This window comes from Streptococcus sp. bf_0095, from assembly GCF_004166885.1.
Taxonomy (GTDB): Bacteria; Bacillota; Bacilli; order Lactobacillales; family Streptococcaceae; genus Streptococcus.
This window is the reverse complement of record NZ_RCYU01000001.1, coordinates 882,220-902,932: the sequence shown is the minus strand read 5'-3', so window position 1 is coordinate 902,932 and position 20,713 is coordinate 882,220. Positions and strand designations below refer to the sequence as shown.

The 20,713-nt window shown below is 41.5% G+C and carries 20 protein-coding genes and 10 tRNA genes; 24 read left to right on the top strand and 6 right to left on the bottom strand.

The features are described 5' to 3' along the window. Positions 1-204: 204 nt before the first annotated feature. From EAI95_RS04685 to EAI95_RS04640, 10 genes are all read left to right on the top strand, one after another. A tRNA-Val gene (locus tag EAI95_RS04685) sits at positions 205-277 on the top strand. 2 nt (positions 278-279) lie between these two features. Then, positions 280-352, top strand: a tRNA-Asp gene (locus tag EAI95_RS04680). 31 nt (positions 353-383) lie between these two features. Next, positions 384-456, top strand: a tRNA-Lys gene (locus EAI95_RS04675). Between the two features lie 5 nt (positions 457-461). Continuing rightward, positions 462-543, top strand: a tRNA-Leu gene (locus EAI95_RS04670). A gap of 17 nt (positions 544-560) precedes the next feature. After that, a tRNA-Thr gene (locus EAI95_RS04665) sits at positions 561-633 on the top strand. Positions 634-656: 23 nt separating this feature from the next. Then, positions 657-728: transfer RNA gene (locus EAI95_RS04660), tRNA-Gly, on the top strand. A gap of 7 nt (positions 729-735) precedes the next feature. After that, a tRNA-Leu gene (locus EAI95_RS04655) sits at positions 736-821 on the top strand. A gap of 21 nt (positions 822-842) precedes the next feature. Further along, a tRNA-Arg gene (locus EAI95_RS04650) sits at positions 843-916 on the top strand. Positions 917-952: 36 nt separating this feature from the next. Then, positions 953-1,026 (top strand) — tRNA-Arg (locus tag EAI95_RS04645). Positions 1,027-1,045: 19 nt separating this feature from the next. After that, positions 1,046-1,119: transfer RNA gene (locus EAI95_RS04640), tRNA-Pro, on the top strand. Positions 1,120-1,186: 67 nt separating this feature from the next. On the opposite strand, the gene EAI95_RS04635 is transcribed toward EAI95_RS04640, so the two are convergent. The 3 genes from EAI95_RS04635 to recX all read right to left on the bottom strand — a co-directional run bounded on the left by EAI95_RS04635 (position 1,187) and on the right by recX (position 3,001). Then, positions 1,187-1,504 (bottom strand): DUF960 domain-containing protein, encoded by a 318-nt coding sequence (locus EAI95_RS04635; protein ID WP_048690403.1) that lies wholly within the window; start codon positions 1,502-1,504, stop codon positions 1,187-1,189. A 99-nt stretch (positions 1,505-1,603) separates the two neighbouring features. Continuing rightward, positions 1,604-2,137: a DUF402 domain-containing protein gene (locus EAI95_RS04630; RefSeq protein WP_129822328.1), complete on the bottom strand. Its 534-nt coding sequence runs from the start codon at positions 2,135-2,137 to the stop codon at positions 1,604-1,606. A gap of 87 nt (positions 2,138-2,224) precedes the next feature. After that, entirely contained in the window at positions 2,225-3,001 is a 777-nt protein-coding gene (gene recX / locus EAI95_RS04625) for a recombination regulator RecX (RefSeq protein ID WP_129822327.1), read from the bottom strand. 157 nt (positions 3,002-3,158) lie between these two features. Here recX and rlmD point away from each other — a divergent pair, with 157 nt between their 5' ends. The 14 genes from rlmD (at position 3,159) to EAI95_RS04555 (ending at position 18,625) form a co-directional block, all read left to right on the top strand. Beyond that, positions 3,159-4,514, top strand: a complete 1,356-nt coding sequence (gene rlmD / locus EAI95_RS04620; protein WP_129822326.1) for a 23S rRNA (uracil(1939)-C(5))-methyltransferase RlmD — start codon at positions 3,159-3,161, stop codon at positions 4,512-4,514. Between the two features lie 17 nt (positions 4,515-4,531). Beyond that, positions 4,532-4,984, top strand: coding sequence for a cytidine deaminase (locus tag EAI95_RS04615; RefSeq protein WP_129822325.1), 453 nt, complete (start codon positions 4,532-4,534; stop codon positions 4,982-4,984). A gap of 43 nt (positions 4,985-5,027) precedes the next feature. Further along, positions 5,028-5,261: a DUF1858 domain-containing protein gene (locus EAI95_RS04610; protein ID WP_006596822.1), complete on the top strand. Its 234-nt coding sequence runs from the start codon at positions 5,028-5,030 to the stop codon at positions 5,259-5,261. Then, complete coding sequence (locus EAI95_RS04605; protein WP_129822324.1) at positions 5,261-6,607, top strand: DUF438 domain-containing protein; 1,347 nt, start codon at positions 5,261-5,263, stop codon at positions 6,605-6,607. Before EAI95_RS04610 ends, EAI95_RS04605 begins: the two co-directional genes overlap by 1 nt. A 2-nt stretch (positions 6,608-6,609) precedes the next feature. Further along, the gene (locus EAI95_RS04600) at positions 6,610-6,864 is read left to right on the top strand and encodes a DUF1912 family protein (protein WP_006596820.1); all 255 of its coding nucleotides are present in this window, start codon (positions 6,610-6,612) and stop codon (positions 6,862-6,864) included. 181 nt (positions 6,865-7,045) lie between these two features. Next, on the top strand, positions 7,046-7,393 hold the full coding sequence (locus EAI95_RS04595; RefSeq protein ID WP_129822323.1) for a helix-hairpin-helix domain-containing protein: 348 nt from the start codon (positions 7,046-7,048) through the stop codon (positions 7,391-7,393). Positions 7,394-7,651: 258 nt separating this feature from the next. Continuing rightward, entirely contained in the window at positions 7,652-8,218 is a 567-nt protein-coding gene (locus EAI95_RS04590; protein WP_193775103.1) for a GNAT family protein, read from the top strand. Positions 8,219-8,264: 46 nt separating this feature from the next. Further along, the gene (locus EAI95_RS04585; RefSeq protein WP_129822322.1) at positions 8,265-9,596 is read left to right on the top strand and encodes a hypothetical protein; all 1,332 of its coding nucleotides are present in this window, start codon (positions 8,265-8,267) and stop codon (positions 9,594-9,596) included. An 18-nt stretch (positions 9,597-9,614) separates the two neighbouring features. Then, positions 9,615-12,266, top strand: a complete 2,652-nt coding sequence (locus EAI95_RS04580; RefSeq protein WP_129822321.1) for a valine--tRNA ligase — start codon at positions 9,615-9,617, stop codon at positions 12,264-12,266. A gap of 102 nt (positions 12,267-12,368) precedes the next feature. Then, complete coding sequence (locus EAI95_RS04575; RefSeq protein ID WP_129822320.1) at positions 12,369-13,427, top strand: DNA cytosine methyltransferase; 1,059 nt, start codon at positions 12,369-12,371, stop codon at positions 13,425-13,427. Next, the gene (locus EAI95_RS04570) at positions 13,417-15,309 is read left to right on the top strand and encodes an ATP-binding protein (protein ID WP_129822319.1); all 1,893 of its coding nucleotides are present in this window, start codon (positions 13,417-13,419) and stop codon (positions 15,307-15,309) included. The genes EAI95_RS04575 and EAI95_RS04570 overlap by 11 nt, the downstream gene beginning before the upstream one ends. A gap of 1 nt (position 15,310) precedes the next feature. Further along, positions 15,311-15,709, top strand: coding sequence for a hypothetical protein (locus EAI95_RS04565; RefSeq protein ID WP_129822318.1), 399 nt, complete (start codon positions 15,311-15,313; stop codon positions 15,707-15,709). Positions 15,710-15,737: 28 nt separating this feature from the next. After that, entirely contained in the window at positions 15,738-16,958 is a 1,221-nt protein-coding gene (locus EAI95_RS04560) for a DNA cytosine methyltransferase (RefSeq protein WP_129822317.1), read from the top strand. Positions 16,959-17,035: 77 nt separating this feature from the next. Then, positions 17,036-18,625: a hypothetical protein gene (locus EAI95_RS04555; RefSeq protein WP_129822316.1), complete on the top strand. Its 1,590-nt coding sequence runs from the start codon at positions 17,036-17,038 to the stop codon at positions 18,623-18,625. A 20-nt stretch (positions 18,626-18,645) separates the two neighbouring features. On the opposite strand, the gene EAI95_RS04550 is transcribed toward EAI95_RS04555, so the two are convergent. From EAI95_RS04550 to EAI95_RS04540, 3 genes are read right to left on the bottom strand one after another with little or no spacing between them, the layout of a single operon-like run. After that, a complete protein-coding gene (locus EAI95_RS04550; RefSeq protein ID WP_123160002.1) occupies positions 18,646-18,951 on the bottom strand; it encodes a DUF5960 family protein in 306 nt (101 codons plus the stop codon). Then, a complete protein-coding gene (locus EAI95_RS04545) occupies positions 18,932-19,303 on the bottom strand; it encodes a hypothetical protein (protein ID WP_129822315.1) in 372 nt (123 codons plus the stop codon). The genes EAI95_RS04550 and EAI95_RS04545 overlap by 20 nt, the downstream gene beginning before the upstream one ends. Then, entirely contained in the window at positions 19,300-20,712 is a 1,413-nt protein-coding gene (locus tag EAI95_RS04540; RefSeq protein ID WP_129822314.1) for a Y-family DNA polymerase, read from the bottom strand. The genes EAI95_RS04545 and EAI95_RS04540 overlap by 4 nt, the downstream gene beginning before the upstream one ends. Between the last annotated feature and the right edge of the window lies 1 nt (position 20,713).

Here is a 20,713-nt window from a genome sequence, read left to right as displayed (position 1 = left end):
CCGAACACAGAAGTTAAGCCCTAGAACGCCGGAAGTAGTTGGGGGTTGCCCCCTGTGAGATATGGTAGTCGCTTAGCAAGATAGGAAGTTAAAAGACTTCCTTTTTTGGGAGTTTAGCTCAGCTAAGGAGAACGTAAGTTCGACTTTGTCGAAACTGACGTAAGTCAGTGCACGACAGGGGTCCAGTGAGTTAAACGACCATTTGGGAGTTTAGCTCAGCTGGGAGAGCATCTGCCTTACAAGCAGAGGGTCAGCGGTTCGATCCCGTTAACTCCCATAGGTCCCGTAGTGTAGCGGTTATCACGTCGCCCTGTCACGGCGAAGATCGCGGGTTCGATTCCCGTCGGGACCGTAGGAACTTAGTTTCTAGCAGATAATGATACGACTCGTTAGCTCAGTTGGTAGAGCAATTGACTTTTAATCAATGGGTCACTGGTTCGAGCCCAGTACGGGTCATTATAGCGGGTTTGGCGGAATTGGCAGACGCACCAGATTTAGGATCTGGCGCTTTACGGCGTGGGGGTTCAAGTCCCTTAACCCGCATAAAAGAATAATAATGAGCCGGCTTAGCTCAGTTGGTAGAGCATCTGATTTGTAATCAGAGGGTCGCGTGTTCAAGTCATGTAGCCGGCATTTTTTTATATAAAGAAACAGATGCGAACGTAGTTCAGTGGTAGAACACCACCTTGCCAAGGTGGGGGTCGCGGGTTCGAATCCCGTCGTTCGCTTGAGGAGGCCGGGGTGGCGGAACTGGCAGACGCACAGGACTTAAAATCCTGCGATTGGTAACGATCGTACCGGTTCGATTCCGGTCCTCGGCATAGACTTAGGTTGGAGAAGAAGCACCCTTAGCTCAACTGGATAGAGTACCTGACTACGAATCAGGCGGTTAGAGGTTCGACTCCTCTAGGGTGCATGGTCGCAAGACTATGTAAGAATTGAATAAGAACGAGCACCCTTAGCTCAACTGGATAGAGTACCTGACTACGAATCAGGCGGTTAGAGGTTCGACTCCTCTAGGGTGCATAAAGCGTAAGCTTTAGTTCGGGAAGTAGCTCAGCTTGGTAGAGTACTTGGTTTGGGACCAAGGTGTCGCAGGTTCGAATCCTGTCTTCCCGATAGTGTAGAAAGGTCAGATGACCTTTTTTATTTTGCAATGAAAAAAAGGCCAAGTGGCCTTTTTCTTTTATAAGAGTTGGTACTCGTCAATCAGCATGATGGTTTCTCGCCCCTTATTATCGACAATTCTGACTTGTCTTGGATAATAGGGGTCGAAGGGAATTAGGAAATCAACTGCAATTTCTAAGGGGAAGTCTTTTTGACTGAATCGTAAAGTTGTTTTTCCTTTTCGATTGATGAGTTCAAATTTTAGAACAGAGTTTAAGGGATAGACATGTTTGAGGTAGTTGTCAATGACATACCAGAAACTATCAATAATATCATCTGGTAAACTGGTCATTACACCAAAACTAGCATAGCGACCTCGAGTATTCGTAAACGCCATAGTATCTCCCTTCCTCTTTTTGTTAAGTACATAGTACTTGTTTTAAGTGTATATTGCAAGTATTAAGTTCGAAAAAAAGAGCTTTCGCTCTTTTCAACTTTATTTATTTCGCAGTTCAACATAACGGTTGTACCAAATTTTGATGTATTCCTCAGAGAAAGGACCTAATTGATTGTTGATCCAATCTACAAGGATTTTGACATTTTCTTTTAGGATAAAGTCAATGTCATCTGAATAGTTCATTTTACGTTTGTGCTGTTCGTATTCTTCTACGTCCAGCAGTTTCTTATCACCACCAGGAAAAACTTTGACATCAAGATCATAATCAATATACTTTAGTGCCTCTTGATCCATATAAAATGGACTGGCTAGATTACAATAGTAGGACACTTCATTTTCTCGTATCATAGCGATGATATTGAACCAATACTTCTTATGAAAGTAAACGATTGCTGGCTCTCTGGTAATCCATCTTCTACCATCGCTCTCTGTAACGAGAGTATGATCATTGACGCCGATCAGTGCGTTTTCCGTAGTTTTTAGTACCATGGTGTCCCGCCACGTTCGGTGGAGACTTCCATCATGTTTATAACTTTGAATTGTAATAAAGTCGCCTTCTTTAGGTAGTTTCATAACTTACCAACTTTCTACAATCTAAGTACATCCTCTATATTGTATCATATTTTCATGAAAATAAGGGATTTTCATGTGAATTTTTATTTAAAGGAATTCGCGAAGAGCTGTAGAAATGTCAGAGTAGTCGTAGCCTTTGCGCGCTAGTGCTTGAGTGAGGCGTTGTTTGAGCTCATAGCCTTCATATTTTCTAGAATATTTTTGATGTTGCTTTTCCAGTTCCTTCATAATCAGGTCGAGTGTTTGTTCTTCATCTAGCTCAATATCCAACTGGTGATAGGCTTGCTTGGCAACTTCATAACTGAAGCCTTTATTGATAAGATTTTGTGTGATTTTATCTTTTAAGGCTCGTGGTGGAAGTCTTTTAGCGTATTGTTTGGCTAATTTTTGGGCAGTTCGTTGAGCTACCTCGGGAAAATCAAATTCTGAGGTGATCTGATCTATATAGTGGGAAGAGACTCCTTTTTGAATGAGCTTTTGCTTGAGGAGATAGGGCCCCTTGTCACCCGAGAGATGATTGGATTGAAAGATAGCCCGAGTATAGGCTAAGTCATCGATCCATTTGTCCTCTTTTAGGGTGTTAATGACAGTTTCAATAGTGGATTCGTCGATTTCATGCTTGGCTAAGTAGTCGCGAACTTCACGAGCTGTACGGGCTTTAAAAGAAAGGTGATAAAGGGCTAAATTCTTAGCGTGGGAAAGCTGAGCAAAGGCTTGGATTTCCTTGAGTTCTTCCTGGCTAATTTCCTTTTCTCGTGAGAGCATGAAGCGGACGATGGTGTCTTCTGTAATGTAGAGGGATTCGGCTTGATCCAGCTCTAGAAGGTAGAGACGTTTTTTCTTTTCTAATTTGGTAATTTTCATAAGATTCCTGTTTCGTTTGAGTTTTATGATGGTAAATGATCGGTCTTTCTCTTTTATTATTCGTAGTATTTTTGAGAAATGGTCCATGATTCCTTGTTTTTCTTTTCAATTCTATCATATTCTAAACGAATGAGAAACTACATGGTATAATAGACATATGGATTTAAAAGTTAAACAAAGAATTCCTTTGAAAATCAAGCGAATGGGAATTAACGGAGAAGGGATTGGCTTTTACAAGAAGACCTTGGTCTTCGTGCCTGGGGCTTTAAAGGGTGAAGATGTCTTTTGCCAAATTACGGCGATTCGGAAGAATTTTGCAGAAGCCAAGCTATTGTCCGTCAACAAGGCTTCCAAGTATCGGGTAACGCCAACCTGTGATATTTATGAGACCTGTGGGGGCTGCCAAATCATGCATCTGAAGTACAGCAAGCAGTTGGAGTTCAAAACAGACTTATTGCAGCAGGCCTTGAAAAAATATGCTCCTACAGGCTATGAAAATTATCTGATCCATCCGACGCTTGGGATGGAAAAACCTCAGTATTATCGGGCTAAGCTCCAATTTCAGACGCGTAAATTTAAGGGGCAGGTCAAGGCTGGTTTATACGCTCAAAATTCCCATTATTTGGTGGAATTAAGGGACTGTCTGGTCCAGGATCCGGTCATTCAGGAAATTGCTAATCATGTAGCGGAGTTATTAACCTACTACCAGATTCCAATTTCAGATGATCGGAAGCAATTGGGGGTTCGAACCATCATGGTGCGTCGGGCTCGCAAGACTGGACAGGTCCAAATGATCGTGGTGACGAGTCGACAAATCAATTTAACAGACTTGGTTGCGGATTTGGTAGAAAAATACCCTGAAATTGTGACGGTGGCAGTCAATCTGAACACTTCTAAATCCAGCGAGATTTATGGGGAGAAGACGCAGATTATTTGGGGACAGGAGACCATTCGAGAAGGGGTCTTGGATTATGAATTTTCCTTGTCTCCTCGGGCCTTTTACCAGTTAAATCCTGAACAAACCGAAGTCCTCTATAGTGAGGCTGTGAAGGCCTTAGATGTATCACCAGAGGACCATTTGATTGATGCCTACTGCGGGGTTGGGACCATTGGTTTCGCCTTTGCGGACAAGGTCAAGAGTGTACGGGGGATGGATATTATCCCTGAAGCGATTGAAGATGCCAAATACAATGCGAAGCAGATGGGCTTTGATAACACCCACTATGAAGCTGGGACGGCTGAGGAAATCATCCCTCGCTGGTACAAAGAAGGCTATCGAGCAGATGCAGTCATTGTGGATCCACCTCGAACAGGGTTGGGAGTTCAATTGATTGATACCTTGTTGCGCTATGCTCCTCAAAAGATGGTCTACGTTTCTTGTAATGTTTCGACCTTGGCACGAGATCTTGTAGACTTGACCAAGGTATATGATGTTGTCTACATCCAGTCAGTAGATATGTTTCCCCATACAGCTCGGACAGAGGCTGTGGTGAAGTTAGTCAAGAAAGCTTAATAGAACAGGAATCAACAATGGATATTTGGGAAATCATGTATGAAAAGGCCAAGGCCCTCTACCGTCCCCATGAAGTATCTGATTTTGTCTATGCACAACACGTGGTTGCGGCTATTGAGGCAGAGGACGGACAAATTTTTACAGGCTTTTGTATGGAAGGGACTTGTGGAGTCTTCCATTTGTGTGCGGAACGAGCGGCTCTCTTTAATATGTACCAAGCATCTGGTCAAACCAAGGTAAAACGAATTTTAGCCTTCCGAGATCGACCACCTTATGGCGGTGGCTCTGGAATGCCTTGTGGGGCTTGTCGAGAGTTCTTAATGGAACTTGATTCAGCCAATAGCCAGTTGGAGTTTATGGTCGATTATGAGAGTCGGAAGACTATTACTCTGGGAGAGTTGATGCCCTTTTGGTGGGGAGAAGAACGGGCCAATCAGAGAGCCGAAGAGCTTTCCCAGGAGGAGTCTTAGTTTCCCAAGAGCTTAGATGAGAGAAGAAATGTGAGAGTGAGAGATGGACAATAAAATTGATGTATCGATTCCAGTTGCTCAAGTCATTGATCAACATCCGGAAGTGTTAGATTTGTTGGTGGAGTTGGGCTTTAAACCCTTAGCCAATCCGATCATGCGCAATACAGTTGGGCGCAAGGTTTCCTTGAAACAAGGATCAAAATTAGAAGGTACTCCTATGGAGAAGATTGTACGAACACTAGAGGCCAATGGCTATGAAGTAGTGGGGCTAGACTAATGAGTGATGAACGAATTCATGTCTTAAGAGATATCTTATTAGACCTGCATCATGGAGCTTCTCCTGAGTCGGTCCAAGAGCGCTTTGATGCGACCTTTAGCGGGGTGTCTGCGATTGAGATTTCCCTCATGGAGCATGAACTGATGAACTCCGATGCAGGCATCACCTTTGAGGATGTTATGGAGCTGTGCGATGTCCATGCCAATCTCTTTAAGAATGCTGTACAAGGGGTCGAAGTGGCAGATACAGACCATCCAGGTCACCCGGTTCAGATTTTTAAACAGGAGAATCTAGCCCTTCGGGCCGCTATGATGCGGGTCCGCCGCTTGCTGGATAATTATGAGACGACGGAGGATCCTGAGATGATCCAAGAGATTCAGAAAGGCCTCTTGCGTCAGCTAGGCTTGGTGGGTCAATTTGATCGCCATTACCGTCGGAAGGAAGAGTTGATGTTTCCTATTATGGAGCGCTATGGGCATGATTCCCCTCCCAAAGTCATGTGGGGAGTAGATGACCAGATTCGAGAACTTTTTGCGAAAGCTTTGGACCTGGCCAAAGGCCTGCCTGATTCTCCTATCTCAGAAGTCAAGGAACACTTTGAAGCCTTTGCGCAAGAGTTTGAGGCTATGATCTTCAAGGAAGAATCGATCCTCTTGATGATTTTGCTGGAGGCCTTTACTCAGGATGATTGGCTCTCCATCGCGGAAGAAAGCGAGGCTTATGGTTATGCTATTATCATTCCGAGTGAGAAATGGGTGCCGAAACGCGTGGACTTCAAGGAAGAAGGAGCAAGAGAGTCAGAAGGTTCAGGGGAGGCCCTTCCTTCTTCAGAAGGAGGCGAGCAGCGTCAGGTCATTGAGACTCCTGAGGGACAATTGACCATTACCTTCACGCCTAAGAAAAAGGAAGAGAGTTTCGATCGCCAACAGCAACAAGCTTTTGGGCATGGCTTTCTCTCTGTGGAGCAGGCTAACTTGATCTTGAATCATTTACCGATGGAGATCACCTTTGTCAATAAGGATGATATTTTCCAATATTACAATGATGCAGCGCCTTTTGAGGAAATGATCTTCAAACGGACGCCGTCGCAGGTAGGACGCAATGTCGAACTGTGTCACCCTCCGAAATACTTGGAGAAGGTCAAAGCCATCATGCAGGGGCTTCGCGAAGGGAAAAAAGACAAGTACGAAATGTGGTTTAAATCAGAATCACGTGGGAAATTTGTCCATGTGACCTATGCAGCAGTGCGCGATGAAGCTGGAGAATTTCAAGGTGTCTTGGAATATGTCCAGGATATCCAACCCTATCGGGAGATCGATAGTGAATTTTATAGAGGATTGGAGTAAGAATGAGTTACGAAAAAGAATTTATGAAAGAATTTGAGGCTTGGATCAAGACCCAGGTCATGATCAATGAGATGGCCCTGACAGAAAGCAAGAAGGTCTATGAAGAGGATCAGGACGAGCGGGCCAAGGAAGCCATGATCCGCTACGAGAGTCGCTTGGATGCCTATCAATTCTTGCAAGGGAAGTTTGCCAACTACCACGAAGGGAAAGGTTTCCACGATCTTCCAGATGGCTTGTTTGGAGAGAGAACCTATTAAAGGCTCTCTGTGAAGGCCTTTGACTAGCTGGATTTGGCTGAAAATAGTGCAATGACTTGATTTTTCGAGGGATTGTGTTACAATAAAAAAGTTGAGCAGACGTCAACGAATTATCGAAAGTAATATTGGTGATGAAACCTTGTTGCCTTAGGGATTGATCACTGGATACGTAGGAGGAAAAATGGCAAAGAAGAACGTTAACCGTGCGAAACAATACAAACATCAAAATAGACACCTTTTGAAAAAAGCTGTCGCAACTGTAGAAGCAGCTGTTAAAGAGGCACCTAAGAAAGTTGAGAAAGCAGCAAAAGCAGTAGCGAAAGAAGTGAAACAAGCAGCTTCTTCAGTGGAAGAATTCGCTGCAAGCTTGGAAGGTGTAGCCCTTGATCGTGCGCAAACATTCTATGATGAAGGTATTCGCTCTGTTGCGGACTTCGCAAACTGGACAGAAAAAGAGTTGTTGGCCCTTAAAGGAATCGGCCCAGCAACCATCAAAAAATTGCAAGAGCTTGGAGTCAAATTCAAATAATTGCTTTTGTGATTTCTTGCTATTTCCAGGAAAACTTGATAAAATGAAGCTGTTAGAGGTGTTTTGAATCCCACATTTTACAGAAAGTGGCGGTGCTGAGAAGTCCACAAATGTGTCAAAACTGGTTGCTAATGGATGAAAATGAAATAAACAAAGTTGCGGGCCTTGCCCGAAATTGGGTGGTACCGCGGATTAAACACATTCGTCCCTGTCAGATTGATGACAGGGGCGATTTTTTGTAGAAAGCGAGGGAAGAAGATGACAAGAGTAGAGTTACCAGGACAAATAGAGACCGAGCGACTGGTCTTGCGAGTCCGTACCGTAGCGGATGCCGAGGATATCTATGCCTACGCTAGTCTCCCAGAAGTTTCTTACCCAGCAGGCTTTCCACCCGTCAAAACCTTGGAAGATGAGATTTATTACCTAGAGCATATCCTTCCTGAGCGTAACCAAAAGGATAATCTCCCAGCGGGTTACGGCATTGTAGTCAAAGGGACGGATAAAATCATAGGCTCAGTCGATTTCAATCACCGCCACGAAGACGATGTGTTGGAGATTGGCTATACCTTGCACCCAGACTATTGGGGACGAGGTTATGTGCCCGAAGCGGCGCGTGCTTTGATTGATCTAGCTTTCAAAGAACTGGATCTTCACAAGATAGAACTGGTCTGCTTTGGTTACAATGTCCAAAGTCAACGAGTTGCCGAGAAGCTTGGCTTTACCCTTGAAGCTTGTATCCGAGACCGCAAAGATGCTCAGGGCAATCGCTGTGATGATTTGAGGTATGGCTTGCTGAAGAGTGAGTGGGAGAGTTTAAACTGTTAGTTGAACTGTTTGAGAAAATCGAACAGTTGAGGAAAAAAGAGAGAGAATGAATTATCTATTTATGGACGAAAAAGGTCCACAAAATTCTTTTAAAATTACACAGCCATTTGATAAACAAAATAAATTATCTTATGCTAACGATAATATGCATTCCTATGTTGCTAATGTGATTCAAATTGATAAAGTAGTCTATGAATTAATTGAACAGGAGTATAATCAAATTGTTGAAACTTATTTATCAAGCAGAAAACAACTTTGGCAATCATTAAAAAATAAGAATAAAGAACTTAAAGGTTTAGATTTGTTGAAATCAAACTTTGAGTATGGAATTGCTTCTATGAAAAATAATGAAGTTCAGTTTTATTTAGCCATCTTTAAGATGCTAAATAAATTCGAAGTTGATAATTTATTGTTTATGATTAGCAAAATGTCAATTATTACCTCATCAAGATTAACTAACTTCTTTTATTTTTTAGATGAAGAGACAGATTTTTCACCGTTTATTGCTAAATATGTTTTAACCAAATATGCTGAAATTGAGGCTTCAAGAAAAGTTATTGAAGCTTTATTGGATAAAACATTGCCAACAAGACCTTTGTTGAAACTAATAAAGCAGGATTTGAATAGGATAATTAATAATAATCAAGGAAATATGAGGATGGCTCGGCAATTAGTTATTTACCAACAACTCATTATTTCAATGGATAGGGTAATTAATGACCATAAAATTAAGTTGTTTGAACCGGACTTAAAACTATCTTTCGATTGGAATAAGGTAAAGTGGGCATTTGATTTGTGGGTGACCGAGCAAAGATATCCTGATGATAACATTGAATGGATCCTTTTCTTAGATGAAGGAATACCTAGTGACATATTTAGTCGTTTAAAAATTAATAAAATTGAAGAGTCTTGTAATTCTAGAGACTATGTCGGATTACAAATAACAGATATGATTGTTGTTTTGATTGGAAAGTTGGTTTCACAAATAACAGCAAACACTAGGTATGATTTTAATAAACCTGATAAGAGGGTATTATTAAATGAGAAATATTTTGATTTAAATGAACAACAATATAACTTAATTACAGAGTTGAATAAATTTCTTTTAGATAAAAAAACAAATTATCATTTTGTTAATGATGCTTATTTTGACGAATCTTTGTTAATTCAAGTTTATATTGGTTACATTGCTTCGTTTGATAATTTTGAGCAGTATAAATCAGTTTATTTAAGTGACCATGTTGAGAGGTATTTTCGTAATTTTGCTAAGAAATCTGAAGAAAAATATTCTGAAGGAATGGAATCTGAAGCAATGACAAGAGTTTGTTTTAGCAGTTTAAAAAAAGGAATAGAAGAAGGTCTAGTTAGGCCGTTATAAAAAGATAGGAGAACACACATGTCTAAAGAACTTTCACCTAAATACAATCCAGCCGAGGTTGAGGCTGGTCGTTACCAAAAATGGCTTGATGCGGATGTTTTCAAGCCTTCAGGCGATCAAAAGGCTAAGCCTTATTCAATCGTGATTCCACCTCCAAACGTTACAGGTAAACTCCACCTTGGTCACGCTTGGGATACGACTTTACAGGATATCATCATCCGTCAAAAACGCATGCAAGGTTTTGATACGCTTTGGCTTCCAGGGATGGACCACGCGGGGATTGCGACTCAGGCTAAGGTTGAGGAGCGCTTGCGTGGTGAGGGCATTACCCGTTACGACCTGGGTCGTGAGAAATTCCTCGACAAAGTTTGGGAATGGAAAGACGAATATGCCACTACTATCAAGGAACAATGGGGCAAGATGGGGCTCTCTGTAGACTACTCTCGTGAGCGTTTCACTCTTGACGAAGGTTTGTCAAAAGCCGTTCGTAAGGTCTTTGTCGACCTTTACAAGAAAGGTTGGATCTACCGTGGTGAGTTTATCATCAACTGGGATCCAGCAGCTCGCACAGCCCTTTCTGATATCGAGGTGATTCACAAGGATGTCGAAGGTGCCTTCTACCACATGAACTACATGCTGGAAGATGGCTCACGCGCCCTTGAAGTGGCAACCACTCGTCCTGAGACTATGTTTGGAGACGTGGCCGTTGCGGTCAATCCAGAAGATCCACGCTACAAGGATTTGATTGGTAAACATGTCGTTCTTCCAATCGCTAACAAACTCATCCCAATCGTTGGAGACGAGCACGCAGATCCTGAATTTGGTACGGGTGTTGTGAAAATCACACCTGCCCACGATCCAAACGACTTCTTGGTTGGTCAACGTCACAATTTGCCACAAGTCAACGTTATGAACGACGATGGAACCATGAATGACTTGGCCTTTGAATTTGCAGGCATGGACCGTTTTGAAGCTCGTAAGGCAGTCGTTGCCAAGTTGGAAGAAATCGGTGTCCTTGTTAAAATCGAAAAACGTGTCCACAGTGTTGGTCACTCAGAGCGTACAGGTGTAGTGGTTGAGCCACGCTTGTCAACGCAATGGTTCGTTAAGATGGACCAATTGGCTCAAAATGCTATTGCCAACCAAGACACAGAGGACAAGGTCGAATTCTACCCACCTCGTTTCAACGATACCTTCCTTCAATGGATGGAAAACGTCCACGACTGGGTCATCTCTCGTCAGCTCTGGTGGGGTCACCAAATCCCAGCTTGGTACAATGCTGAGGGTGAAATGTACGTCGGTGAAGAAGCTCCAGAAGGCGACGGATGGACTCAGGACGAAGACGTCTTGGATACTTGGTTCAGTTCTGCCCTTTGGCCATTCTCAACTATGGGCTGGCCGGATGTGGACTCAGAAGACTTCAAACGGTACTTCCCAACTTCAACCTTGGTAACAGGTTACGACATCATCTTTTTCTGGGTGTCTCGTATGATCTTCCAATCTTTGGAATTCACGGGTCGTCAGCCATTCCAAAACGTCCTGATTCACGGTCTTATTCGTGACGAGCAAGGACGCAAGATGTCTAAATCTCTCGGGAACGGGATTGACCCAATGGATGTTATTGAGAAATACGGTGCTGATGCCCTTCGTTGGTTCCTGTCAAACGGTTCTGCGCCAGGGCAAGACGTGCGCTTCTCTTACGAGAAAATGGATGCGTCTTGGAACTTCATTAACAAGATCTGGAACATCTCTCGCTACATCCTCATGAACAATGAAGGCTTGACCCTTGAGCAAGCAACGGCCAATGTCGAAAAAGTTGTCAACAAAGAAGCTGGAAACGTCACAGACCGCTGGATTCTCCACAATCTCAATGAAACGATCGGCAAAGCAACGGCCAACTTTGATAAGTTTGAATTTGGTGTTGCTGGACACATCCTCTATAACTTCATCTGGGACGAGTTTGCGGATTGGTACGTTGAGTTGACTAAGGAAGTCCTTTATAGCGATAACGAAGAAGAGAAAGTTATCACACGTTCTGTTCTCCTTTACACATTGGACAAGATCCTTCGTCTTCTTCACCCAATCATGCCATTCGTGACAGAGGAAATCTTTGGGCAAATCTCAGAAGGTTCGATCGTTACAGCAGAATACCCAACTGTCAACCCAGCCTTTGAAGATCTTGCTGCTCACACAGGTGTGGAAAGCCTCAAAGACTTGATCCGTGCTGTTCGGAATGCGCGTGCGGAAGTAAACGTTGCTCCAAGCAAGTCTATCACGATTCTTGTTAAGACAAGCGACAGCGACTTGGAAGCCTTCTTTAACAGCAATGTCAACTACATCAAACGCTTCACAAATCCAGAACACTTGGAAATCGCATCAAACATCCCTGCACCTGAACTCGCTATGTCAAGTGTCATCACAGGAGCAGAAATCTACTTGCCACTAGCAGACCTCCTCAATGTCGAAGAAGAACTCGCTCGTCTCGACAAGGAACTCGCTAAATGGCAAAAAGAACTGGACATGGTCGGTAAGAAGCTTTCTAACGAACGCTTCGTAGCCAATGCCAAACCAGAAGTCGTCCAAAAAGAACGCGATAAACAAGCCGACTACCAAGCGAAATACGATGCGACCGTCGCACGTATTGATGAGATGAAGAAGTTAGTTAAATAAAAAAAACTTTAAGCAGATTCTGAAAATTAATATCAGCATCTGCTTTTTTAGTTGATTTATGGTAGAATGAAAGGTAAAAACGAAAAGTAATAGGAGGCCGGTATGAAAATAAATGCAGTTGATTTATTTTGTGGTGTAGGCGGTCTAACGTACGGTATTCAGCAGGCGGGTATCAATGTTGTAGCTGGGTATGATATTGATGAAAAAAGTAAATTTGCCTACGAGTACAATAATGATGCTAAATTTATTTTAAAAGATATAAAGGAAATTGAAGATGACGAAATTTTGGGATTGTATCCGTCAGATACTGATATAAAAGTATTGATTGGTTGTGCTCCTTGTCAACCATTTTCAACGTACAGCCATAAATATCAGAATAATGAAAACACAAAAAAGAAGATAGACCTTTTGGATTGTTTTGGTAGACAAGTTGAACTTGTAAAACCAGATATTGTATCAATGGAAAATGTTCCTCAGATGCAAAAAAGAGAAGTATTTCATCGTTTTCTTACTTTATTAGAAAAGAATGGCTACAAGGTCACTTACAAGGTGGTATATGCTCCGGATTACGGAGTGCCTCAAACAAGAAAACGGCTACTTTTACTTGCGTCAAAATTCGAAGATATTTCGTTAATTGAACCAGAGTTCAATTCAGATACTCACCCTACTCTTAGAGATGCTATAGGGAAACTACCTAAAATAAGAGCGGGAGAAATTTATGAAAATGATCCACTACATAGAAGTAGAAATTTATCAGACTTAAACTTAAAAAGAATAAGACAATCTAAACCAGGAGGGACTTGGAGAGATTGGGATGACGACCTTCTTTTGGAAGCATATAAAAAAGACAGTGGGAAATCGTTTGGGTCAGTTTATGGTCGATTGGAATGGGACAAGCCTGCTAATACTATTACAACTCAGTTCCCTGGAATCGGTAATGGTAGGTTTGGTCATCCAGAACAAGATAGAGCTTTAAGTCTACGTGAAGGGGCACTTTTGCAGACATTTCCATTAAATTATGAGTTTGTTGACCCTAAACAGAGTAGGAATTACCCAATATCCCAAGTAGCGTTACAAATTGGAAATGCAGTGCCACCTAAATTAGGTGAGATCATTGGTAAAAGTATTATAAACCATTTGGAGGAACTTGATGAATTCTAGCAAAGAGTACCCTATACATATTAGTCCTGAAATCTTGGAGCTTTTAGGACCCAGTCTTTATACTAATATTTATTATGTATTAGCAGAACTTATTGCAAACAGTTATGATGCTGATGCAGAAAATGTATGGCTTGATCTATCTGGAGACTCTATTATTATAGAAGATGATGGACATGGTATGACTTATGAAGAGACAGTTAATAAATATCTTGAAGTCGCAAAATCAACAAGAAATACAGAAGCTGAATCAAAAAGTAGAAAATTCAAGAGACCTAAAATGGGCAGAAAAGGAATTGGAAAGTTGGCGGCCCTAGCAATTTCAAGTGAAGTTAGAGTAATGACAAAATCTAATGGAGAGCTGTCTGGTTTTACGTTAACGAGAAGTGTTCCAAAAGATGGTAAGTTATTACCAATTAAGGATACTGATATACATTTTAATAATATATCAGTATCTGGAACTAGAATTGAAATGCTAAAATCAGAATTTCAAATCCCAGCAACTTCTATAACTGTGAAAAAAAACTTATCTAAATTTTTCCCACAATTGAGTTCAGATAAGAAAAATCCTTTTATTATCCACATTAAGGGAAAAGATAAGAGAACATTAGTTGCTGATAGTTTTGTTGATTCGCTAGCAACAAGTTTGGATTCCCTTTTGATCATCGGCAATGATACATACAATATTATAGATAAATTTAAAGAAGATGCTCCCAAATATGCAAAAGAAAATCTCCGGGAAGAAAAAGAGAGAGAAATCGCCTATTCAATAATAAATAAAGATGGGGAAGAAGTTGATAGAGTTTTAAAAATCAAAGGATGGATTGGGACGTATCATACAACACGTGGTTTAAAAGCTAAAGAGTCAACAGATTTCCCCGACAACTTTTTAGCAATATATTCTCACGAGAAGTTAGGTCAATTTAATGTTTTAAATGAAATTGGACAGAATCGATTGAATGAAGTATATGTTGTTGGTCAATTATATGTTGATGAGTTTGAGGAAACTTCGTTACCGGATATGGCTTTGAGTAATAGGCAAGGATACAAAAGTGATGATATTCGCTATCAAAAGTTCATAGAAGAATCCGGAAAAATACTTACCCAAGTACTTCGATTGAAAGAAAAAGCTATCAAAGCAAAGAAAAAAAACAGTGACGAAAGTAAAAGAAAGAAAAAAATTGATGCGGAAAAACAACTTAAAGAAAGTGTAGAATCCACCATTGCTTACATAGATTCTGTTAAACAGAGTGGTAATTTAGATATAAACGTTGCTAATAAAGTTTTAACAGAGATGGGTATTAAAAAAATTGCAACAGATCAAGATACAAGGAAAATATTATTAAGTCATACTAGAAGTGACCAAAAATTAAATAATATCATATATGGTTTACTTTTATTAAATGGTTTCAAAAATAATGAGATTATATACACAAGTGATCCAGAGAATAGATCAGGCGTACCATATGGGTCAAATGTTTTTGATTATCTTAGAGAATTCTTTATTCAAAGCTACTCACAGAAACAAATATACGTATTATATATTTACTCAAATAAAACATGTAAAAGTCCTGGTGTTTTACAAGAAATTGGTGCTGGTTGGATTGTCAGAACCGAACATGGGATTATTAAAGCTGGAACTGAAAAACCAGAAGCGCCTTTAAATATAGATCAAGTATATCCAACTGTCTATATTTCTCCGAATCAAGATGAAGTTTATACAACTGAAAATCATTTCCATGTATTGTTTGGATTAATTAGAACAGTATGTGAATTGTATGATAAGGAGAGCAAAACTTATGAAGCAAATAAAGCATATTTTGAAGATTTAGGTGGCCAGATTATTTCTGAAAGTAAATTAAGTATTTTATTAGAGGAAAAATAAAATGAAAGAATCAAAATTAAAGCATATAGATATAGTTCAGTCAACTATTTCTCGTATGGCTCAAAATTCATTTGCCATTAAAGGATGGACTATCACAATATTAGTCGGCTTATTTGTTTTTTTACAAAATGATGAGTTTAGAAATAATATATTTATTTATCTAATTCCAATCATATTTTTTTGGCTATTAGATTCGTATTATTTATGGCAGGAACGTCTTTTTAGAAAACTGTATAACGACATAATTGATAATGTAACGGAAGAATCTGATTTATCAATGAATGTTACACAGTATAAAAATATTGTTAAATTTTATAGTTCATTATTCTCGGTATCAGAAATAGTGATTTATTTACCCCTATTATTAATTGTATTATTACTTTCATGTAATGGAAGCTGATATTTTGGAATAGAAAGCAGGTTACTACATGACAAATTCTGTAAGTTCGAACCGACCTGAGAAGTACAATATTGCAGCTTTCTTCTCAGGTGTTGGGGGAATTGAGTTGGGATTTGAACAGACCAACGAGTTCAGAGTGGTGTATGCCAATGAGTTTGATAAGTATGCGCGTCAGACTTATCAGTTAAACTATCCAGATACCTATTTGGATGGTCGTGATATTCACGCTGTTCAGCCAGAGGATATTCCGGCTGAGCGCGTGGATGTGATTATGGGAGGATTCCCTTGCCAGGCCTTTAGTATTGCGGGTTATCGCAAGGGCTTTGATGATGATCGTGGCGATCTTTTCTTCGAATTGCTTCGCATGATTGAGGGATGTAAACCTCGTGCGATTTTCATCGAAAATGTCAAGAACATGGTCGGTCATGACCATGGGAATACCTTTAAGGTTATTCGTGAAGCCTTGACCGAGAACAACTACTTCATCAAATGGAAGGTTCTCAACGGGAAAGACTACGGAAATATCCCACAAAACCGTGAGCGGATCTACATTGTTGGTTTTGATACCAAAGAAGCCTACGACTTGTTTAACTTCCCAGAGGAAATCAAGCTGACAACGACTTTGAGTGATGTTATTGATTTTGGTGCTAAGCCAGATGAGGCCTACTATTATCGAGAAGGGAAGCAAAATTTCTACGACCAGTTGAAGTTTGAAGTGACTAGTCAAGATACAGTTTACCAATGGCGTCGTCAATATGTTCGGGAGAATAAAAACGGTGTTGTTCCTACTTTAACTGCTAATATGGGAACTGGCGGGCACAATGTCCCTCTGATCCTGACAGACAGTGGGGAGATTCGGAAGTTAACACCAAAGGAAACTTTCAATGTCCAAGGCTATCCTAAATCCTTTAAAATCCCAGAAGGTGTTTCAAATGGCCAACTTTATAAACAGGCTGGAAATAGTGTGGTCGTTCCCGTAATTAAACGCATCGCAGAGCGGATTGCTTTTGCCCTTAATGAGAGCAATGGGCCGTCTCAACTGGATCGTTCAGGAAAATTCGCCATTATCTATACCAAGATGAATGGCCAGTTTGAAGGCCAGTCTTATGTGAAAGATTTTGTCTCCACTTATGAGGAAGCAGAGAAGAAGATTGCCTCCTATGAGGATGGTCTTGCCATTTTATCTGATGAAGATTATTTCAGATTGGTAAAAAAACGTGGAAATTTAGAGTTTTATAGCATTATTTAACGAATTATATAAGTAAGGGGACTAGTGAAAAACTAGTCTTCTTTTGATATACTTAAATAAGAAGTGAGGATTGATTTATGTGGGAACACCTAAAACAAGAACAAAAAGAGAAATATAAGACTCTCATTACCAACTTTGCCAGTCTGAGTGAGGCCTTTTCTCAGAAAGCAGAAGGTGAAGATTCTGATGATCGAGAGAGCTATGTCGCTCCTATCGTCAACTCTAAATTTCAGGAAACTGTTTTTCAGAAGGCTTTTCATGCTGTTGGTGAGGATATTGCCAATACTTCTTATGATGCTTCGCTTGTCGTTGATGAGCAACATAAGTATTTGGTTGGGATTAAATCCTTTGGTTTGGACTCAGGGGATCAAAAGATTGCGCAGTTCAAGAAAGATTCACAGTCTTGGAATGAGCTGTTGAGTGAAATCCGATTTCATGCTGAGATTTCACCGGACAAGGAGACAGCTGATAAAGAAAATCGTGCTCGCTATGAAAAACTGGCCCGTGAGATTGTGACCTTGCGAAATCAACGGATTGAATCGTCTAAGGCTCTCATAAAGGGATTTCATTCTGATTCTAGTCATGTAGAAGCCGTCTATCATGTCTTGATGCCGACTTCGAAAGGACACAAGCCTCAGATCCATGTAGGAGAGACAACTTATCTGCCGGTTGATCTAGACAATCTCAAAATTTTAGGATCAACGACCAAGAACAATCCGACAAATTTCCGTTTTACAGATGGCCAGCATGATTACAAATACACGGCAGCAGATAGTCAGCTCCATATGACCTTTAGGAATAAGGAGATTGTAGTTGACACCTGGGATGTGGATTATGTCGAAGATCCCTTTTATCTTTTTGAACACCTTCATTTATTGACTTCGGAAAAAAGTGATTCGGAGATTTTTGAGACGGTGTCGTGGGTGATTACAGACAAACATGGAAATGTAGAAGAAAATTCTGGTTTTAATGCCTTTAATGGTGGATCTAAACTAGCTAAGAAAGATCGCTTGCCACGAATTTTAAAGATTCAGGACAAATTTAAAGACAGTCTGGCTCCAGAAGAACTTGCTTTTGTAACCTTCTCTTTGGAAGAAATCCTCTTGAAAAAATGGTCTACCAAGGAAGAAAAAGCTCAGATGAAGTCCATTCGTGAGGACTTGATTCGCTTTGTACACGAGACAGGTAATGAAAAACTCATTAAAGAAATTGAACAGCTGGTGTATCGTCCGGTTAGTGAAGTGTATATCCCTCTTCCGGACTCCAAACATTTCCATGAGGAGCGTCCAGACTTTTTTGGTAAAGGGATAGGTAGGTTTGAGCCAGGTACTAGTAAGCTTGCGCTTCCAAAAGAAGAACGGACCTTTAAACTACGATTTTTATCATCAGGTGATGTGATTACTGCCTATATCAATCAAGAAGCTGGGAAGGCCATTCAATCAACTGATAAGCAAGAAATCCTTGGCAATTGGATTCTTCGTGGTGTCTTTCAGTTAAAAGATAGAGAGATCTTAACGGGTAAGAAACTATCTCAACTAGAAATCAATGGTATCCGTCTTTCCAAATTCAAAAACGGTGAAATTGGGATTGACTTCATCTGGATTGATGTGGACAATCCACCTGCAGACGCGATTGGTTGGGTTGCGAAATCCTCTTCATCAACATGATAAAAGAACCTCCTAGTTTTCTAGGAGGTTGCTTTGTATTCTGTGGTGGGGCTGTGGCCTAGGTAGGTATAAATCCGTGTCAGTGGAGATTGGGGATGGGTGGAGACGCGAAAGTGAAAGTAGTGGTCACGATGATCGCGACTCTGGGTATGGTGGAGTCTGAAATAGTTGCGCTGGCCTGTTGACATGGAACGGAGCAGGTCATCTTCTAAAAAGACCAAGGGGGTCGCAGTCGTTGCCAAGCGGTAAAAATCATGCTCGAACTGCTGGTAATTGTCTGAAAAATAATCGAATTGGAGTTCGTGTTTATTCAGGGCTGGTTTCATAGCTAGAATCTCCTGGTTCAATAGAAAAAATAGTCGAAAGAAGGAGAGAGTGGTAGTGCTGGCCATTTTTAATAAGGACCTCGGAAGGGCTTAAGGTATAGACCTGGCCGTAGTAGACGGTGACTTGATTGTCCTGGAGGCTAGAGAGGGAGAGGTAGGTCTTTTGCTGGTAAGCCTGCTCGAGGAGGTGACGGATTTCTTCGTTTGAGAGGAGGCGAAGCTCTTCTAGGGAGAGGTGGTTTGTTTGTAAGGCCGTCGAATGCTCAGAAAGGAAGAAGCCAGCCCACTTGGCCATGCCCCGGTCTTGGAAGTCCCGTGCCGACTGATAGGGGAGATAAGAACGATCGATCATGCTAAGCCATCTAAACCTCCTGCAGAGTGGCCTCCGGTCAATTTGCTTCGAGCCAGAGCGCGCGAATTTTCTAATAGGGCAGAGCCCTTCTGTAGAGAAGCAAAGCCAAATCGGTCACGGATGTGGTCAATGGTCTCTTGGAGGGCTTCTTCTTTTTGAGTTTGCTCAGGATCATCAAATAAGGAGATCAGCTGGAAGCTCTCCTCTACGAGCTTCCCATAAAAGACTCCAATCTGCCGGATGGCTCCTCCCTGGTAGTGGGAACGAAAGAGCTGGATGACTTCCTTGGCTAATTGAGCGGTAGAGTTGGTCGGTTCAATCTTTCGCTGGCAGTGAATGGAGGGGAGCTGTTCCTGTTTGGAGTAGCTAGCATGGATGGAGACCAATTGGGTCTTTTTCTTTTCCCGACGCAAGCGGATAGCGACCTGCTCGGCCATCTCCCGAAAGACTAATTCAATATCGCTTTGGCAGTGGTAGTCACGGGGAAGGATTTGCGAATTTCCTAGACCGTGAGACTTTGGCCGATAGGGGCGATGGACATTGCTTTCATCGATCCCATGGGCATGAAACCAGAGCTGGACGCCCATGACTCCAAATTCTTTTTTGAGCTGGTCTGGATTGGCTTGGGCCAGCTCATAGATGGAGTGAATGCCTAGTTTGTTCAGGCGTTTTTCTGTTCGATGGCCAATCCCCCAGAAATCAGTTAGTTTTTTTATCTGCCAGACACGGCTGGGGACCTCTTCGTAAGACCAGTTAGCTCGCATGGTTTTCTGGTGCTTGGCTTCGTTGTCTAGAGCCAGTTTGGCCAGGAGCGGATTGGCATTGCTCATCCCGACAGTAGCATAGATCCCAGTTTGCTGCCAAATGCGCTTTTGGATCCGAGCAGAAAGAAGATCTAGCTTGGAGCGTCGGTCTAGCTGAGGATCAGGAATAAAGTAGTTGAGAGAGCTGGTTAAATCGATAAAACCCTCATCAATGGAATAGGGGTAGATGTCATCTGGAGCAGCAAATTCTTGAAAGACTTGCTGGATTTCCATGTTGACCTGGATATAGGCATTCATGCGAGGAGGAACGATAAAGGTGCGCTTGGCCCAACTTTCGATATAGTGGACAAAGGCTGGATCTGTAGGTAGACCTTGCTTACGGGCCAGGTAGTAATTGAATTTCCTAGTCTTGAGATCAAAGGGCAGATCGTAGCTGCGCCCGACATTTTTCTTCCCAAAGACCTGCTTAAAAACGGGGGAACTGGCCAAGATGAGGCCAGCAGAATTGTCGCTCCGACTCATGACACAAAGAGACGTCGTCAAGGGATTGAGGCCGAGGCGGACGCACTCACAACTGGCATAGAAACTTTTCATATCCACAAAAGCAATATCAGACTTTGGCTCACGTGAATAATCAAAAAGCATG

Bases quoted from the DNA above. Each gene is read 5' to 3' on its own strand.
- EAI95_RS04630 (WP_129822328.1), bottom strand. From the start codon at position 2,137: ATGAAACTACCTAAAGAAGGCGACTTTATTACAATTCAAAGTTATAAA.
- EAI95_RS04540 (WP_129822314.1), bottom strand. From the start codon at position 20,712: ATGCTTTTTGATTATTCACGTGAGCCAAAGTCTGATATTGCTTTTGTG.
- EAI95_RS04600 (WP_006596820.1), top strand. From the start codon at position 6,610: ATGAGTTACGAAAAAGAATTTATGAAAGAATTTGAGGCTTGGATCAAG.
- EAI95_RS04575 (WP_129822320.1), top strand. From the start codon at position 12,369: ATGAAAATAAATGCAGTTGATTTATTTTGTGGTGTAGGCGGTCTAACG.
- EAI95_RS04545 (WP_129822315.1), bottom strand. From the start codon at position 19,303: ATGATCGATCGTTCTTATCTCCCCTATCAGTCGGCACGGGACTTCCAA.
- EAI95_RS04610 (WP_006596822.1), top strand. From the start codon at position 5,028: ATGGACAATAAAATTGATGTATCGATTCCAGTTGCTCAAGTCATTGAT.
- EAI95_RS04590 (WP_193775103.1), top strand. From the start codon at position 7,652: ATGACAAGAGTAGAGTTACCAGGACAAATAGAGACCGAGCGACTGGTC.
- EAI95_RS04585 (WP_129822322.1), top strand. From the start codon at position 8,265: ATGAATTATCTATTTATGGACGAAAAAGGTCCACAAAATTCTTTTAAA.
- EAI95_RS04635 (WP_048690403.1), bottom strand. From the start codon at position 1,504: ATGGCGTTTACGAATACTCGAGGTCGCTATGCTAGTTTTGGTGTAATG.
- rlmD (WP_129822326.1), top strand. From the start codon at position 3,159: ATGGATTTAAAAGTTAAACAAAGAATTCCTTTGAAAATCAAGCGAATG.
- recX (WP_129822327.1), bottom strand. From the start codon at position 3,001: ATGAAAATTACCAAATTAGAAAAGAAAAAACGTCTCTACCTTCTAGAG.
- EAI95_RS04580 (WP_129822321.1), top strand. From the start codon at position 9,615: ATGTCTAAAGAACTTTCACCTAAATACAATCCAGCCGAGGTTGAGGCT.
- EAI95_RS04565 (WP_129822318.1), top strand. From the start codon at position 15,311: ATGAAAGAATCAAAATTAAAGCATATAGATATAGTTCAGTCAACTATT.
- EAI95_RS04555 (WP_129822316.1), top strand. From the start codon at position 17,036: ATGTGGGAACACCTAAAACAAGAACAAAAAGAGAAATATAAGACTCTC.
- EAI95_RS04615 (WP_129822325.1), top strand. From the start codon at position 4,532: ATGGATATTTGGGAAATCATGTATGAAAAGGCCAAGGCCCTCTACCGT.
- EAI95_RS04595 (WP_129822323.1), top strand. From the start codon at position 7,046: ATGGCAAAGAAGAACGTTAACCGTGCGAAACAATACAAACATCAAAAT.
- EAI95_RS04570 (WP_129822319.1), top strand. From the start codon at position 13,417: ATGAATTCTAGCAAAGAGTACCCTATACATATTAGTCCTGAAATCTTG.
- EAI95_RS04550 (WP_123160002.1), bottom strand. From the start codon at position 18,951: ATGAAACCAGCCCTGAATAAACACGAACTCCAATTCGATTATTTTTCA.
- EAI95_RS04605 (WP_129822324.1), top strand. From the start codon at position 5,261: ATGAGTGATGAACGAATTCATGTCTTAAGAGATATCTTATTAGACCTG.
- EAI95_RS04560 (WP_129822317.1), top strand. From the start codon at position 15,738: ATGACAAATTCTGTAAGTTCGAACCGACCTGAGAAGTACAATATTGCA.